Source organism: Alishewanella sp. HH-ZS, assembly GCF_001704375.1.
GTDB classification, from domain to species: domain Bacteria; phylum Pseudomonadota; class Gammaproteobacteria; order Enterobacterales; family Alteromonadaceae; genus Alishewanella; species Alishewanella aestuarii.
Map to the genome: position 1 here is coordinate 80,407 of NZ_LZEJ01000007.1, position 16,088 is coordinate 96,494.

At 53.0% G+C, this 16,088-nt stretch carries 13 protein-coding genes; 6 read left to right on the plus strand and 7 right to left on the minus strand.

Features of this window, described 5'->3' with window-relative positions:
• Positions 1-3 precede the first annotated feature (3 nt).
• The 5 genes from A9165_RS04405 to ccoN form a co-directional block, all read right to left on the minus strand.
• A complete protein-coding gene (locus tag A9165_RS04405; protein ID WP_008610261.1) occupies positions 4-492 on the minus strand; it encodes a FixH family protein in 489 nt (162 codons plus the stop codon).
• Positions 493-561: 69 nt separating this feature from the next.
• Positions 562-1,536, minus strand: a complete 975-nt coding sequence (ccoP, locus tag A9165_RS04410) for a cytochrome-c oxidase, cbb3-type subunit III (protein WP_065955046.1) — start codon at positions 1,534-1,536, stop codon at positions 562-564.
• Positions 1,529-1,711: a cbb3-type cytochrome c oxidase subunit 3 gene (locus tag A9165_RS04415; RefSeq protein WP_008610266.1), complete on the minus strand. Its 183-nt coding sequence runs from the start codon at positions 1,709-1,711 to the stop codon at positions 1,529-1,531. Before A9165_RS04415 ends, ccoP begins: the two co-directional genes overlap by 8 nt.
• Before the next feature lie 5 nt (positions 1,712-1,716).
• Positions 1,717-2,325, minus strand: coding sequence for a cytochrome-c oxidase, cbb3-type subunit II (gene ccoO, locus A9165_RS04420; protein WP_065955047.1), 609 nt, complete (start codon positions 2,323-2,325; stop codon positions 1,717-1,719).
• 10 nt (positions 2,326-2,335) lie between these two features.
• Positions 2,336-3,763 carry a cytochrome-c oxidase, cbb3-type subunit I gene (ccoN, locus tag A9165_RS04425; RefSeq protein ID WP_008610270.1) on the minus strand — a complete coding sequence of 476 codons (1,428 nt, stop codon included), beginning with the start codon at positions 3,761-3,763 and terminating at the stop codon, positions 2,336-2,338.
• Positions 3,764-4,073: 310 nt separating this feature from the next.
• Here ccoN and A9165_RS04430 point away from each other — a divergent pair, with 310 nt between their 5' ends.
• Entirely contained in the window at positions 4,074-4,460 is a 387-nt protein-coding gene (locus tag A9165_RS04430) for a hypothetical protein (protein WP_255365638.1), read from the plus strand.
• On the opposite strand, the gene A9165_RS04435 is transcribed toward A9165_RS04430, so the two are convergent.
• Both A9165_RS04435 and gap read right to left on the minus strand, forming a co-directional pair.
• Positions 4,444-5,301 (minus strand): D-hexose-6-phosphate mutarotase, encoded by an 858-nt coding sequence (locus A9165_RS04435; RefSeq protein ID WP_065955049.1) that lies wholly within the window; start codon positions 5,299-5,301, stop codon positions 4,444-4,446. The two genes, A9165_RS04430 and A9165_RS04435, sit on opposite strands and share 17 nt — an antisense overlap.
• Before the next feature lie 149 nt (positions 5,302-5,450).
• Positions 5,451-6,458, minus strand: coding sequence for a type I glyceraldehyde-3-phosphate dehydrogenase (gap, locus tag A9165_RS04440; protein ID WP_065955050.1), 1,008 nt, complete (start codon positions 6,456-6,458; stop codon positions 5,451-5,453).
• Between the two features lie 235 nt (positions 6,459-6,693).
• Between gap and malQ the strand changes: the two genes are divergently transcribed.
• The 5 genes from malQ (at position 6,694) to purT (ending at position 15,992) form a co-directional block, all read left to right on the plus strand.
• Entirely contained in the window at positions 6,694-8,886 is a 2,193-nt protein-coding gene (gene malQ / locus A9165_RS04445; RefSeq protein WP_065955051.1) for a 4-alpha-glucanotransferase, read from the plus strand.
• Positions 8,887-8,941: 55 nt separating this feature from the next.
• Complete coding sequence (glgB, locus tag A9165_RS04450; protein WP_369799933.1) at positions 8,942-11,134, plus strand: 1,4-alpha-glucan branching protein GlgB; 2,193 nt, start codon at positions 8,942-8,944, stop codon at positions 11,132-11,134.
• 10 nt (positions 11,135-11,144) lie between these two features.
• Positions 11,145-13,193 carry a glycogen debranching protein GlgX gene (gene glgX, locus A9165_RS04455; RefSeq protein ID WP_065955053.1) on the plus strand — a complete coding sequence of 683 codons (2,049 nt, stop codon included), beginning with the start codon at positions 11,145-11,147 and terminating at the stop codon, positions 13,191-13,193.
• 85 nt (positions 13,194-13,278) lie between these two features.
• A complete protein-coding gene (gene gndA, locus A9165_RS04460) occupies positions 13,279-14,808 on the plus strand; it encodes an NADP-dependent phosphogluconate dehydrogenase (RefSeq protein WP_008949381.1) in 1,530 nt (509 codons plus the stop codon).
• 5 nt (positions 14,809-14,813) lie between these two features.
• On the plus strand, positions 14,814-15,992 hold the full coding sequence (gene purT / locus A9165_RS04465) for a formate-dependent phosphoribosylglycinamide formyltransferase (RefSeq protein WP_218060729.1): 1,179 nt from the start codon (positions 14,814-14,816) through the stop codon (positions 15,990-15,992).
• The last annotated feature ends 96 nt before the right edge of the window (positions 15,993-16,088 follow it).

The window sequence follows — 16,088 nt, forward strand, 5'->3', positions numbered from 1 at the left end:
AGGTTAGTTATAACCGAGTTTAATTTCCTGCTCTGCCGGCAGGGTTAGATTGGCTTTTAAGCGCCATTCATTAGAGTCATCTGAGACGGTCAGGCGCCAGCGGCCATTCGGTGTCAGCGGCAGGGTTGCTACGTACAGCAATTCGCCACTACGTTCAGCGTCGACAGCAAAATCCTGCGCTCCGAGAGTCGGATGGTAAAAATCAAGGTGGATCTTGTCACCTAAGACGGCATTTTCGGCAAAACGCACCACAGCACGGTTACCTGCTACCAGTATATGCGCGTCCAGATTCCGCAGGGCAGCTTCGCGATATTTGGCCAGTTGCAGATTTATACTTCTGCCCGCCGCATAATAATCGTCGATCACCACTTCCGGTTTATGCTGTTGCATCACTACTATGGTGTGCACAGCTTTTAATGCCGTAATCACCGGAATGGCAATCAGGATCCAGGGCCAGAGTTGTTTATACCAGGGTTTGGTGTCCAGTTGCATCAGTTACCTCTTTTATAAAACTAAGCCCCGGAACGGGGCTTAGATTCTAACAGAATGCCAGGCTTAGTGTCAGCGCAGGTCTTCCGGATTCGCCAGACGATAGACGTAGGCCGTCAGGATATGTACCTTATCTTCTCCCAGAGTCTCTTTAAAGGCTGGCATCACACCAAAACGGCCGTGACGCAGCGTTTCTTCGATATCCCTGGCAGAGCCACCGTATAACCAGATATTATTGGTCAGGTTTGGCGCGCCAAACGGCAGATTATGCGCCACGCTACCGCGACCATCGACACCGTGACAGGCGGCACACATACCAAACTTGGCTTTACCGGCTTCGGCGTCTTTTTCATTTACCGCACGGCCAGACAGTTGCAGCACATAGGCCGTCATCTCGCGGATACCCTGATCGCCCAGCGCAGCTTCCCAACCTGGCATGGCTGCTTTACGACCGTACAGCAGAGTTTCTTTAATTTTCTCCGGTGTGCCGCCATATAACCAGTCATTATCGGTCAGGTTCGGATAGCCACGCTGACCGCGGGCATCGGAGCCATGACACAGGGCACAGTTCTGCAGGAACAAGCGCTGACCGATTTTCAGGGCTTCGGTATCATAGGCTAGGTCCAGCACATCACGTTTGGCGAACGCCTGGAATACCGGGCCAAATACCTCATCGGCACGGGCATTTTCCACATCCAGCTGCACATGGCGGCCTTCAGCGCGGGCTAATTCCACCGCCTGGCGTGACTCTTCCAGAGATTTAATTCCCTGGTTAGAGCTGGTCCAGTTCAGGAAACCCTTATAGTTACCCAGACCCGGATAGGCAGCCAGATAGAATACCGACCAAATCAGGGTGGCGAAGAACATATAGGTCCACCACTTTGGCAGGGGGTTATTCAGTTCTTTTAAGCCATCCACTTCATGATCGGTGGTTTCGTCTTCCGGCACACCGACATAGTTTTTCAGGTTCCACACCAGCAGCACTACACAAAGTACTAATACTGGGATAGTCAGTACCCAAATCCAAAGATTCCAGAAGCTACTCATGCTCCTTCTCCCGTTTTGAATGTTGTTTTTCTGAATCCGGTTCGTCGTCAAACACCAGGTTAGCGGCCTCATCAAAATCTGGCTTACGCTTCTTGCTGTAAGCCCAGATAACAAAGGCAACAAAGCCAACGAATAGGATCACGGTCAAAATGCTGTGAACTGTTGCAAATTCCATAGCGCTTACTTCAGGGCTGTGCCCAGTGATTGCAGATAGGCAATCAGGGCTTCCATTTCGGTTTTACCTTTCACTGCGTCTGCAGCACCGGCGATATCTTCGTCGGTATAAGGCACACCAAAGCCACGGAAGATTTCCAGCTTACGGGCCGTATATTTACCATCCAGAATATTACGGTCTAACCAAGGATAGGCCGGCATATTGGATTGGGGTACAACTGAACGGGGATCCATCAGGTGCGCATGGTGCCAGTCATCGCTATAGCGACCGCCCACCCGAGCCAGGTCAGGACCAGTACGCTTCGAACCCCACAGGAACGGGTGTTCCCATACGCTCTCACCGGCAACCGAATAGTGGCCATAACGCTCCACTTCGGCACGGAACGGACGGATCATCTGACTGTGACAGTTGGTACAACCTTCACGGATAAAAATATCCCGGCCTTCCATCTGCAGGGCAGTGTAAGGTTTCAGGCCATCGACCGGCTGGGTGGTTTCATCCAGAAACATCAGCGGGGTGATTTGCACTAAGGTACCAAAGCTGATGGCGATAATGGTGAAAATGCCCAGTAAACCAACGCTTTTTTCGACTTTTTCGTGATGATTTTTTGACATTTCGCTCTCCTTAGGCGGCTGCTGCAGCAGGTTGGGCTGCTGGTGTTTTACTGCTTACTGTCTTGTAGACGTTGTAAGCCATCAGCAACATACCGGCGACGACAAAAACACCACCAATAAAGCGCATCAGATAGAACGGCATTGAGGCTTCCAGGCTTTGTACAAAGCTGTAAGTCAAAGTACCGTCCGTGTTAACTGCGCGCCACATCATGCCTTGCATAATACCGCTGATCCACATTGCTACGATGTACAGCACCACACCGATGGTGTGCAGCCAGAAGTGGGTGTTGATCAGTTTTAAGCTATACATGCCGTCTTTGTTGTATACGGCCGGGATCAGGTGATACATGGCACCGATAGAGATCATGGCAACCCAGCCCAGCGCACCTGAGTGCACGTGACCTACGGTCCAGTCAGTGTAGTGTGACAGTGCATTCACTGACTTGATGGCCATCATCGGACCTTCGAAGGTCGACATACCATAGAAAGACAGTGACACAATCAGGAAACGTAAGATTGGATCGGTTTTCAGCTTATGCCAGGCGCCTGACAGCGTCATAATACCGTTGATCATACCGCCCCAGCTTGGTACGAACAGCACCACTGACATCACCATACCCAAGGACTGAGTCCAGTCAGGCAGGGCAGTGTAGTGCAGGTGGTGTGGACCCGCCCAGATATACAGCGCAATCAGCGCCCAGAAGTGGACGATCGATAAACGGTAAGAGTAGACCGGACGACCTGCTTGTTTTGGTACGAAGTAATACATCATACCCAGGAAACCTGCAGTTAACAGGAAGCCTACGGCGTTATGACCATACCACCACTGGACCATCGCATCGACGGCACCGGCATAGATCGAATAAGACTTACCTAAATGCAGCGGGATAACCATGCTGTTGACGATATGCAGCGCGGCAACAGTGATAATAAAGCCACCATAGAACCAGTTTGCCACGTAGATATGGCTGGTTTTACGCTTAATCAGGGTGCCGAAGAACACGATAGCAAAGCTGACCCAAACGATGGTAATCAGAATATCAATTGGCCATTCCAGTTCCGCGTATTCTTTACTTTGGCTCAGACCCATCGGCAGCGTAATGGCCGCAGCCACAATAACAGCTTGCCAGCCCCAGAAAGTAAACATGGCCAGCTTTTCCGCGAACAATCGTACCTGACAGGTACGCTGCACCACATAGTAACAGGTGGCGAATAAAGCACTGGTACCAAAGGCGAAGATCACCGCGTTGGTATGAAGAGGACGAAGACGGCTGTAGGTCAGCCAAGGTGTATCAAAGTTAAGCGCCGGCCAGTATAACTGGGCTGCAATTAACACACCCACCACCATGCCAACAATACCCCAAAGAACGGTAGTGATGGCAAAGAGGCGGACAACGCTATAGTTGTATTCAACATTTAACGGTTTGGTCTGGCTCATGTTGAGTTCCGCTGCAGTTTTGCTGGTTACTAAAATACCACCTGAGGGTGGCCCTTCTTATTATAAGTGGCTACGTCCGCTGCAAGAGCTGATACAGTTGGTTGTACCCACTTTATTTGGCCCGAATGATAAGGCCTTTACCCCATAAAAGATAGGCGAAGCCGCCTATTTTATGATGTAGAACAAAGTTGCTGTTCAATTTTCAGGCAATTAGGCCTGTTGCTGGTTTTTTGCCTGTTGTTAGCGCTAAGATAGCCACTTCTACGAGTTTAGCAGGCATTACCCTGAGATGAAGTTTGCAGCGAAGTTAGTGTTATGTTTCATTTTTTTATTTGTACTGCAGGCTTGTACACCCGCTGCTAATGATAACAGCCAGCTGACCCTGCTGCAAACTGCTGACCTGAGTGTACAAATCAGTCCGGCAACAATACCGGTAGAAAGCCCGCTGACGCTAACGGTGAAAACAAACCTTGATATTCAGCAACTTAGTGGTGAAATTCGCGGCATTTCGATGTATATGGGGCGGATCCCGTTACACTGGCGTAAGGTCAGCGACACAGAGGGCATAATCTGGCAAGCCGAGCTTTTGCTCGGCGCCTGCACCGATCCGCAAATGCGCTGGCAGTTGACGCTGACGATGGCAACCGCAAGCGGTCAGCAGCAACTGCAGCTGATCGATTTTACGTCAAGCTGGTAAGACGTTGACTCAGTCGTAAGGCTGCTGGTTGGTCTAAATCCAGTTTTGCGGTTTCAACACAAACAAACTGCTGATAACTGTTTTCCGCTAAATCCGGCAGCGCTTTGCTGCGTTCCTGCCACGGATTCCAGACCACAGTGGCATCCTGGCCCTGTTGGCTGATGTTTAGCTGCTGTGCGCCGCTTTGTAACAGCAGCTCTGCTGCAGGCTGCGGATAAACCCGATCAATTTCCCGCTCAAAGCGAACCGGCGCAGTGCTTTCTACCCACTCGCCGCCCAGCGTTTTATCCAGATAGGCGCCGGGTAGAGGACTTACACTGGTGTCTGACAGGGAGGGCACGGCAAAATAGCTGTGTAACGCAGCTTGTTGCAGCATCGGCTCGGCACAGTCCAGCTGTAAAGTCAGAGCCTCCTCGGTCAGCTTCAGCGTCAGGTTTAACGTCACGCTGTTATGCAGTGTCGGGATATCAGCAACATCGATGCTTAACTTAACCAAAGCGTGCTGTGCCGACGGCTCAACCTGCACCTGACGCCACAGTCGGTTACGTACTAAACCATGGTTGGGCAGCTTAGCCGCGGTGGTATTAAACGGCTTGCCCGCCGGGCCAAACCAGGGCCAACATACCGGCACGCCGCCGCGGATCGCTTGTTGCTGTTGCCAGACCGCTTTCGGGGATAGCCACAGCAGCTCGCGTCCGGGCGCTGGCTGATAGGATAACAACTGAGCGCCATACAGCGAGATCACGGCCGAAGCTTCGCCACAGACTAATTTCAGGCAGGGCAGGTCAGTTAAATGGGCAAAGCCGGTCTGAGTACTGATTTGCGATAGTGTCTGCGACATCTTAATTCCTTCTGCTTGATCAATTTTGCTTAATGGTTATTCCTGACAGGCCATGGCTTACGTTGTAAGTTTTGTTATCACGGACTAAATCCACTAGCCCAAAACGCATACAGCCAGCAAAAGCTGGCTGTAGTGATGGGAAGAGACAATTAGAATTTCATTAATTCTACTGTATTGTCCAGCATACGGTTACTAAAGCCCCACTCATTATCGTACCAGCTCATCACTTTGACCAGCCGGCCCAGTACCCGGGTTTCAGTGGCATCAAATACCGACGACATTGGGTTGTGGTTAAAGTCGATTGATACCAGCGGCAGATCGTTCACCGCCAGCACTTCGCTCATTGGGCCGCTGCTGGCAGCTTTACGGATAATCTCGTTCACTTCTTCCGCCGTAGTATCGCGGCCAGCAATAAAGGTCAGGTCGACTAAAGATACGTTAATCGTTGGCACCCGTACGGCCAGGCCATCAAATTTGCCTTTTAGCTCAGGTACCACCAAACCGACAGCAGCAGCGGCGCCGGTCTTGGTCGGGATCATCGACATTGCCGCGGCGCGGGCCCGGCGCACATCAGTATGATAAACATCACTTAAGCGCTGATCGTTAGTGTAGGCGTGGATGGTGGTCATCAAACCGGATTCAATACCCAAGGCTTCATACAGAGGCTTGGCAACCGGCGCCAGACAGTTGGTGGTGCAGGACGCATTAGAGATAATGTTCATCTCCGGCGTCAGGATCTGATGGTTCACGCCGTAGACCACAGTGGCATCGACATCTTTACCCGGTGCCGAGATGATGACTTTTTTCGCACCGGCCGTTAAATGGGCGCCCGCGGTTTTACGATCGGTGAACAGGCCGGTACATTCCAGTACCACATCGACTTTCAGCTCGGCCCACGGCAGCTCGGCCGGATTACGCACGCTGAGGGTGCGGATTTCGTCATTGTTAACATAGATGGCTTTGTCATCGTGGCTGACGTTAGCAGCAAAAATACCGTGCGCGGTGTCGTACTTTAACAGGTGGGCGTTAATCGCCGCATCGCCGAGATCGTTGATGGCTACGATCTTAATGTCATAGCTTTTGCTGCTTTCATACAGTGCCCGCAGCACGTTACGGCCAATCCGGCCAAAACCATTAATCGCAACACGAATAGTCATAAGAACCCCGCTGTTAAAGTGTTAAACTGTTTGAAAACGTATTCACCAGGCATTTTGTAGTAAAATTACATTATTCGTGGCAATTTTCAAGCTTAAAAGCATTTTTGTTGCTGATTTTGTAATTTAATGACATAAATGGCCATGACAAGCTGCAAACTGCTCCTTACAATAGACTGCTGAGTCGCATCAATATAATGCAGGTTCTATTTTAGGCACATTTAATTAAGGATTTCCAATGGACGCCGCCTTACTCGCCGAACTGATTGCCTTTAACGGCATTGAAACCACCTTTAATGATGCCTGGGGGCAGCCGTGTCAGGTCAACGAGCCGGATCAGTTAGCGCTGCTCAGTGCCATGGGCTATCCGGTGCAGGATGAAGCCGCCTGCCGGCAGGAGCTGTTACAGCGGCAACTGGATTACTGGCAACAACTGATCGCGCCGGTATCGGTGCAGCAGCAAGATGAGCACGGCTGGCAGCTGGAGGTGATGGTGCCACTGGCGCTGGCGAATACCGATTTTACCTTGACGCTGACTACTGAGCAGGGCGCAATACAGCAGTGGCCACTGCTGCCGGTAGATGGCGAGCTGACACAGGTGGTGGTGTTAGATGGCGAAGAGTATCAGCAGTATCTGCATCATATCGCCTACCCATTAACAGCCGGTTACCATCAGTTGGAGCTGCGCTGCAGTGGTACCGATTTACTGGTCAACCAGCAACTGATTATCAGCCCCGGCCATTGTTATCAACCGGCAGAGTTTAGCCAGCGCAAACAGTGGGGTAGCGCGATCCAGCTTTATGCACTGCGCTCGGAGCGCAACTGGGGGATCGGTGATTTTAGCGATTTAAAAGCGCTGATCCAGTATCTGTCGGCTCAGGGTGCTGACTTTATCGGTTTAAACCCGATCCATGCTCTATATCCGGCACTGCCGGAAAACGCCAGCCCTTATAGTCCGTCGTCGCGGCGCTGGCTCAATATTATTTATCTTGATGTGACCGCCACACCTGGCTTTAACGAAAACGCCGCGCTACAGGCGCATCTAAAGCAGCCGGCGGTACAACAGGCAATAGTCGCAGCGCAGCAGCAGGACTGGGTCGATTACCCGGCCGTGATGGCGCTAAAGCTGCCAGCATTAAAGCTGTGTTATCAGTGGTTTATCGACAACAAAGCGTCGCAGCCCGAACTGGCTGCCGCCTTTGATGCCTTTAAAGCCGCTGGCGGCAACAGTTTAGCGCAGCTGGCGCTATATGATGCGCTGCATGCCTGGCTGTATCAGCAAGACAGCCAATACTGGGGCTGGCCAAACTGGCCAGAGCAATACCGAGATCCGGACAGCGACGCCGTCCAGCAATTTGCTGCTGAGCACGCAGCTGAGCTGGATTTTTACGTTTATCTGCAATTCCTGGCGCAGCAGCAGCTGGCAGAGGCCCAGCAACTGGCAACAGCGCAGGGCATGTTATTAGGTTTGTATCGTGATTTAGCGGTTGGCGTCAGCGAGGCCTCCACCGAGATCTGGGGTAATCCTGAGCTGTATTGCCGTGACGCCAGTGTCGGTGCGCCGCCGGATCCACTGGGGCCGACCGGCCAAAACTGGGGTTTGCCGCCGATGAAGCCGTTTCAGCTGTACCAGCAGGGCTATCAACCCTTTATTGAGCTGTTGCGTGCCAATATGCAGCATGCCGGTGCGCTGCGGATTGACCATGTGATGGCGCTGCTGCGGCTATGGTGGGTACCAAAAACGGCGGCTAATGCCGGCTCCGGTGCCTATGTTTATTATCCTATTATGGATCTGCTGGGCATTCTGGCGCTGGAAAGTCAGCGTCAGCAGGTGGTGGTTATTGGCGAGGATCTGGGCACCGTACCAGAGGGCATCCGCGAGTTACTGCAGCAATTCGGTATCTATTCCTACCGGGTCTTCTTCTTTGAAACCGCGCCGGATGGCGGCTATATTTCGCCGGCACATTATCCGCTGCAGGCGATGGCGACCTTAAGTACCCACGATTTGCCAACCTTAATTGGTTTCTGGCATTGTGAAGACTTAAAACTGGGCCAGCAACTGGGCTTGTATCGCGACGAAGGGCAACTGCAGCAACTCTATCAGCAGCGCCATGCCAATAAACAGCGTATTTTAGATTCGCTGCACGGTCATGGCCGCTTACCGGCTGATTACCCGCGCAGTGTCGATCAGCTTGCTATGGACCGCACTTTGAATTTCGCTATGCAGCAGCATCTGGCCGCCGGCGCCCAGCAGCTGTTATGCCTGCAAATTGAAGACTGGCTGGAAATGACCCAGCCGGTGAATGTGCCTGGTACCAGTAATGAATATCCAAACTGGCGGCGCAAATTGAGTCAGCCGCTGGAGCAGTGGACACAAGAGCCGCATATTGCCGCCTTATTGCAGCAATTAACGGCGCTGCGACGCCAATAAATAAGCCGCCGTAAGGCCCGTTCAGGTAACTCACAGACATTATATTAAGGACAGAATCATGACTGCACAGCTGTTAACCGAAGCCCGTTTAAATCAGCCGTTTGGCTTTTTAGGTTGGCAGCCGCGAATGCAGGACGGGAAAGCGCGTGGCCTGTTGCTGCGCTGCTATCTGCCGCATGCCAGTGCGGTCAGTGCTTTCGATAGCAAAACCAATAAACTGTTAGGTGAGTTAACGCCTGATAGCCGTTGTCCCGGCTTATTTGTACTGGAGTTGCCAACTAAGCGTAAGGCGGTGCCCTATCGGTTACAGGTTACCCAGGGGCGCTATCAGCACCAGTTGTTTGACCCTTATCAGTTTACTGAGCAAGCCTATTATGCGGTGCACTTTGTGCAGCATCAGCCGGAAAATCTGTACCGGCAGCTTGGCGCCCAGCTTATTGAGTTGGATGTCGCCGGCAAACGGCTGCCGGCAACCCGTTTTGCCGTCTATGCCCCTCATGCCAGCAGCGTCAGTCTGGTCGGAGACTTTAACCAGTGGGATGGCCGTTGCCATCCGATGCAACGCACCGACTGTGGCCATTTCGTGCTGGTGCTGCCGGAAATTGCCGCCGGCGTGCGCTATAAGTTTGAAATTAAAGATCAGCATGGTCATCTGTTGCCACACAAAGCCGATCCACTGGCCTTTTATGCTGAGCAATATCCGTCGCATGCCTCGCTGGTTTACGATCATCAGCAGTATCAGTGGCAGGATCAGGCCTGGCAAAACCGCACTGCGCCCAATCCGTATCAGAGCCCGATGAGTATTTATGAAGTGCATCTGGGCTCCTGGCGCCGCGGGCCGGACAATCAACCATTGAGTTATCGTGAGCTGGCGGCGCAGCTGATCCCTTATGTATTGGACCTGGGCTACACCCATATCGAACTGTTACCGGTGATGGAGCATCCGTTTGATGGTTCCTGGGGCTATCAGCCACTGGGGCTATTTGCCCCCACCTCGCGTTTTGGTCATCCGGATGATTTTAAAGCCTTTGTCGATGCCTGCCATCAGGCCGGTATCGGCGTTATTCTGGACTGGGTACCGGCGCATTTTCCGGAAGATGGCCATGGTTTAGCCCGTTTTGACGGCTCGCATCTTTATGAATATGCCGATCCGCGCCGTGGCTGGCACCCGGACTGGAACTCCTGTATCTATGATTTTGGTAAGGATTATGTGCGCCAGTTCCTGGTGGCCAGTGCGCTGTATTGGCTGGAACACTTTCATATTGACGGCATCCGCGTTGATGCGGTGGCCTCGATGCTGTATTGGGATTACTCGCGCAAAGCCGGGGAATGGATCCCGAATATCGACGGCGGCAATCATAACTATGAAGCCATTAGTCTGTTTCGCTGGCTTAACCGCGAAGTGTATAGCAAGTTCCCTAATGCCATGACCATAGCCGAAGAGTCGACGTCTTTCCCGATGGTGTCACGGCCGACCGACGGCGGTGGCCTCGGTTTTGGCTTTAAATGGAATATGGGCTGGATGAACGATAGTCTGCGCTATATCAGTAAGGATCCGGCTTACCGGCAGTACCATCATAATGATCTGACCTTTTCGATGGTGTATGCCTATAACGAGAATTTTATTCTGCCGTTATCGCACGACGAAGTAGTGCATGGTAAAGGCAGCTTATTGCAAAAAATGCCGGGCGATGAGTGGCAGCAGGCGGCGAACTTACGTGCCTACATTGCCTTTATGTACGCGCACCCGGGTAAGAAAATGAATTTTATGGGGAATGAGCTGGCGCAAAGCCGCGAATGGAATCATACCCAGAGTCTGGACTGGCAGCTGCTAAGCTATGATAAGCACCGTGGGGTACAGCAGCTGTTCCGCGATCTGAACCTGACTTATCGGCGCTGCGCACCGCTGTATCAGCTGGACTATGAGCCAGCGGGCTTTGGCTGGCTGGAGCATCAGGATGCAACCCATAGTACGCTGAGCTTTTTCCGGCAGGATGCGGCCGGGCAGCGTATTTACGTGGTCAGTAATTTTACGCCGGTGCCGCGCGAGCATTTTGCGCTCGGCGTGGCGGAAGAGGGCGAGTTTGAAGTGATCCTCAATACCGATAGTGAGTATTTCTGGGGCAGTAATTATCCGGTGCAGCAGCAGGCACTGGTCAGTATTGCCGAAGCCTGGCAGGGCCAACCTCGACAGCTGAGCTTGAATTTACCGCCGCTGGCGACCCTCTATTTACGAGTTAAACCTTAGGATCCGCGCGATGGCCGATCAGATAACACTGCTCAAAATGAGTCCTGGTAAGCCGGCGCCACTCGGGCCAACGCAACTGAGTGCCGGCTGCTGGAACTTCGCCGTCTATGCCCCGGATGCAACCGGACTGCAACTGTGTTTATTTCGCCCGGATACGGAAGAGCTGCTGGCGGAAATTCCTTTTAGTGGCCGCACCGGTGAGATCTGGCATTTGCAGGTGCAGGGCGTCGCTGAGGGCACCCTCTATGCACTAAAAGCCGCAGGCCCGAATCAGCCGGATCGCGGCTTATTGTTTGACAGTAACAGGTTGTTACTGGACCCCTATTGCCGGCAGTTAAACCGGCCGCAGTACTGGCATGAACAGCAATATGTAAGCCGTAGTCACTATTCATTGGCCAAAGGCGTACTCAGCGCCACTGAGTTTGACTGGCAGGGCGCCACTAAGCCACAGATCCCACGCGAAAAAACCGTACTGTACGAGGCGCATATCAAGGGCCTGACCATGCAGCATCCGGCGGTACCGGAAGCATTGCGCGGTACCTACCTTGGCCTGTGTCAGCCAGAGGTGATCGCCCATTTAAAAGCACTGGGTATTACTACGGTGCAGTTACTACCGGTGGCGGCCTTTATGGCAGAGCCACGCTTAAGCAGTCTGAAGCTTACCAATTACTGGGGTTACAACCCGCTGGCATTTTTTGCACCCGAGCCACGCTATCAGGTAGAAGATGCGGTGCAGGAGTTTAAAACTCTGGTTCGCACCCTGCATCAGCACGGGCTGGAAGTGATTCTGGATGTCGTCTTTAACCATACCGCTGAAGCCGGCGAAGATGGCCCGATGCTCAGTTTCCGCGGTCTGGCAAACCGCCAGTATTATCTGTTTCACAGCCATGGTGAAATGATTGATTATCAGAGTTACTGCAACTTTACCGGCTGTGGTAATACGCTAAACCTGTCACATCCGGCGCTGCAAAAAATGGTGCTGGATGCGCTGCGGTACTGGCTGACTGAGATGCAGGTTGATGGCTTCCGCTTTGATTTGGCGGTAACGCTGGGTCGTGAGCATAAACGCTTTAATCCCTATGCGGCCTTTTTCCAAATTATTGCTCAGGATCCGGTGCTGTCGCAGGCCAAGCTGATTGCTGAGCCCTGGGATGTCGGGCCCTTTGGCTACCATTTGGGGCAGTTTCCGGCGCATTGGTCTGAGCTTAACGACAAGTTCCGTGATACCTGCCGCGCGTTCTGGCGCGGTGACAGTGGCACCTTACCGGAATTTGCCACCCGCTTACTGGGCTCGCGCGATATTTTCCAAAAGCACCATAAGCCGGCCAGTTGTAGCGTCAACTATCTGTGTTATCACGATGGTTTTACGCTGCAGGATCTGGTTAGTTACCAGCACAAACATAACTGGCTGAACGGTGAAGAAAACCGGGACGGCCATAGCCATAATCTGAGTAGCAATCATGGCGTCGAAGGCCCAAGCTCAGATCCGGCAATCGTCGCCGCCCGGTATCAACATAAGCGTAATCTGGTGGCGACCTTGCTGCTCAGTCAGGGCATTATCCACTGGCTGGGCGGTGATGAGCTCAGCCATAGCCAACACGGTAATAATAACGCCTACTGTCAGGATAATCCGATTTCCTGGCTTAACTGGCAATTGGATGGCCATAGTACGAAGTTTTTGCAGTTTGTGCGCCAGATGATGGCACTGCGTAGCCAGTTTAGTTGCCTGCAGCAGCTGAGTTTACTGGATGATCAGTATCAGCTGCATGGTGACAAACATCAGGTGCACTGGTATTTACTCGATGCCACGCCGATGCAGGAGCAACACTGGCATCAGGCCGAACTTAACTGCTGTATGCTGGAGATTATCAATACCAACAGTCAGCAAAGCTTGCTGGTACTGATTAATGGTTCGGCCCGTAACGAAGCCGTGTTATTTCCGGGCAACAGCCGGCAACTGGTGTTTGATACCGCGCTGGATGATGGTTTACAACCGGTTAAACCGCTGCAAGCCAGCCAATGGCTGCAAACGGCGCACAGCCTGTCAGTCTGGCAGTAGGCTTATGCCGGTTATTCGGCTATAATGCCGGCCATTTTTCGAGCCGCGCCAAGGCGCATTTCTCTGCTGTTTAAAGGATCGTCAAATGACAGACAACACACCACTGTGTGATATCGGCTTCGTTGGAGCCGGCGTAATGGGCAAAAACCTGATCTTAAACCTGGCAGATCATGGTTACCGGGTGGCGGCCTTTGACCTCGATCTGCAAAAGCTCGAAGCTGTGCTGGCGCAGGATACCGCAGAGCGCGGTGACCAGCCGCCGCGGGTAATTGGCTGTAGCTCCTACACCGAATTATTATCCCGCCTTTCTGCCCCGCATCTGATTGTTCTCTCTGTTCCCGCCGGTAAAGCCGTAGACGATGTCTGTCACAAGTTGATAGACGCCGGTATTCAGGCCGATGATATCGTGGTTGATACCGGCAACAGCCTGTGGACCGATACCGTCGCGCGGGAGAAAAGCTTTGAAGGCAAGTTTATCTTTTTCTCAACCGCCGTTTCCGGCGGCGAAGTCGGTGCCCGTTTTGGCCCCTCCTTGATGCCAAGTGGCGATCCCTATGCCTGGACCCGGATTAAACCCTTATGGCAGGCCATTGCGGCCAAGGTTGATCCGGCCACCGGCAAAGCTATCGAACGCTTTGAGCCGGGTAATCCGGTTACCGAAGGTGAGCCATGCGCCAGCTATATTGGCCCCAGCGGCTCAGGCCACTATGTGAAGATGGTGCATAACGGCATTGAATATGCCGATATGCAGTTGATTTGTGAAGTGTATCAGGTGATGCGCGATGTGCTGGGCATGTCGGCGCTGGCGATTGCTGACATTTTCCGGCGCTGGAATGAAGGCCCGCTACATAGCTATTTAATCGGCATCAGTGCCGAGGTACTGGCCACCAAAGACAGTGAAACCGGCTTGCCGCTGGTCGATGTGATTGTCGATAAAGCCGGCCAAAAGGGCACCGGCCTGTGGACTGCGGTCAGTAGCCTGCAGCTGGGTAGCCCGGCGCCAACCATAGCTGAAGCGGTGTACGCCCGTTCTATCTCTGCTCTTAAAACCGAGCGGGTCAAGGCCGCGACAGTGCTGGCGGGTCCGGCGCAAAACCTGTATAGCGAAGCGCAGCAGGCGGAGCTGATTCAGATGCTGCACGATGCGCTGTACTGCGCCAAGATCTGTGTTTACGCCCAGGGCTTCCATTTAATGAAAACGGCAGCGGAAGAGCAGGGCTGGCAGCTGAATTTCGCCGAAATTGCGAAAATCTGGCGTGCCGGCTGTATTATCCGCGCGGTATTCCTACAGTCGATCAGTGAAGCTTATGAGCGCAACGACGAGCTGGAGAACCTGCTGCTGGATCCATTTTTCTCCAAGCAAATTTCGGTCTATCAGCAAAACTGGCGTAAAGCGGTTGCTAATGCCTCGCTGGCCGGTATTCCGGTAGCGGCCCTGAGCTCAGCGCTGAGTTACTACGATGCGTACCGCACTGCAGTGTTGCCAGCCAACCTGTTGCAAGGGCAACGCGATTATTTTGGTGCCCATACTTTTGAGCGTACCGACAAGGCCAAAGGTAAGACTTATCACGTAGATTGGAGCCACCCAGAGCGGCCAATGGTGAAAATTAAATGACGACGATAATCGGAACCCCGGGTACCAGCAGTAGCACCAAGGTGCTGTTATTAGGTGCTGGTGAGCTTGGTAAAGAGCTGTGTATTGAATTAAAGCGCTACGGTTGTGAAGTGATTGCGGTTGACCGCTATCCGAATGCGCCGGCGATGCAGGTGGCTGATAAAGCCGTGGTGATCTCGATGCTGGATAACGCCGCGCTGCGCCAGCTGGTGATCAGCGAAAAGCCAAGCCTGATAGTGCCGGAGCTGGAAGCCATCGCCACCTCAGTACTACTCGAGCTGGAGCAGGCCGGATTTAACGTGGTACCCAGTGCCAAAGCCGTTAATCTGACGATGAACCGCGAGGGGATCCGCCGTTTAGCCGCCGAGCAGCTGCAATTACCGACTTCACCCTATCAGTTTGCGGAAGATAAAGCCGGCTTTCTGGCCGCGGTGGCGGCTATTGGTTATCCCTGTGTCGTTAAACCTATTATGTCCTCCTCAGGGAAAGGCCAGAGCGTGCTGCGCTCGGATGCCGACCTGGAGCAGGCCTGGGCTTATGCTCAGGAGGGGGGCCGCGCCGGTAAGGGCCGGATCATCGTGGAAGGCTTTATTGATTTTGACTATGAAATTACCCTGTTAACGGTGAATTCGGTGTCCGGGATCCAATTTTGTGCGCCCATTGGCCATCGCCAGGAAAAAGGCGATTACCGCGAAAGCTGGCAGCCACAACAGATGTCAGCTGTGGCGCGGCAAAAAGCAGAAGCCTATGCTACTGCCGTAGTACAGGCGCTGGGCGGTAAAGGCTTATTTGGTGTTGAGCTCTTTATCAAAGGCGACGAGGTCTGGTTTAGCGAAGTCTCACCCCGGCCACATGATACCGGTATGGTGACGCTGATTTCACAGCAACTGAGCGAGTTTGCGCTGCATGCGCGCGCCATTCTGGGTTTACCTATTCCACAGATCAAGCAGTACGGCCCGGCCGCATCAGCCGTATTGCTGGTGCCGGGGCAAAGCCAGAATATTCAGTATGCCGGCTTAGCCGATGCGCTGCGTGAACCTGATACGGAGTTGCGGCTCTTTGGTAAGCCGGAAGTGCAGGGCGAGCGGCGAATGGGCGTGGCGCTGGCGCTGGCAGAAAGCACTGAAGCGGCAACGGCGAAAGCGTTGGCGGTAGTAAAGCAGCTAAAGGTAAGCTTGCTGTAAAGCGCCATAGCTTAGTTGACCACGGCTTAGTTGACCACATAAAAAAGCCCCGAATCTCGGGGCCTTTTTATGTGTGCGCCGGGCATGGCGCGCAGC